1 protein-coding gene is annotated in these 907 nt (G+C 30.7%); it reads right to left on the reverse strand.

Features of this window, described 5'->3' with window-relative positions; all coding sequences use genetic code 11:
- Positions 1 to 878, reverse strand: an 878-nt coding sequence (locus tag KI356_RS27605) for a pPIWI_RE module domain-containing protein (RefSeq protein WP_212937052.1), incomplete at its 3' end; no start/stop codon positions are given.
- Between the last annotated feature and the right edge of the window lie 29 nt (positions 879 to 907).

The raw sequence follows: 907 nt of genomic DNA on the forward strand, positions 1-907 counted from the left end.
TCTTTCGGACATTGGAGAATGTGATCTAATTTAACTTCTCCCCCTATCCTATAATCATCTTTTAAATTTCTAAAACGTTTAATCCACTTTATTCCTTTTTCAGCTTGTTGCACTTTTAACTTTATAAACCTTTGCTTTTTCTTATTTAATTCAAATTCAGGAGTTGAAATCAGTATTTGGCTCCGCTTTCGCCCTAAAAGTATAGGAATATCTTTATGATTATATTGTTGATAAAACCGCCTAATCCCTATGGATACTTTTAATAGCGGAATATTCTCACCTCCACGAGTTACGTATTCAAACCGATATACATAAGCGAAATAATCATGTGTTTCTTCATCTTTAATTGGCTCAGACATCGCTTCAGAAACATGTTGTGATCGCAGTGGCGAAAAATATATTTCTTCCTCATTCTTATTTTCCATACGTAAAGGTTGTTCGCAAAAAATATGAGTAATTAGAGCTGGTACCCATTTAGAAAACGTTTTTTTATCATGTAATACTGGTAAATTACTAATTAAATCATACTGCCATTCTAAATGTGGTGGATCTATTAATTTATTCGGTTTCCAATCATGAATAACCTCATACCAGCTTTGGAAAATATAGTCTAACTGTTCTTGTCTCATTGGTTCCTTAGCCACAATCCAAGGTGTATCTTCCTCTAATATATATGGATTATGCTGAATGAATAATATATCAGAAAACATATCATACAATCTTTCATTTACAAGTTTTAATTTGCTCGTTAATAAAAATGTTCTATAATGTATCTCTACAATCTCAAGCCATTCAATAGGAAAGTAAATATACGATACTTTCTCATTATAGAGGGGTTCTACTATATTTTTAAATGTTAATAAGCGTAATTTTTCCATATTATTAATACTTCCTCTCTTAACTTATA

It is taken from the genome of Bacillus hominis (assembly GCF_018332515.1).
Classification (GTDB): Bacteria; Bacillota; Bacilli; order Bacillales; family Bacillaceae_G; genus Bacillus_A; species Bacillus_A hominis.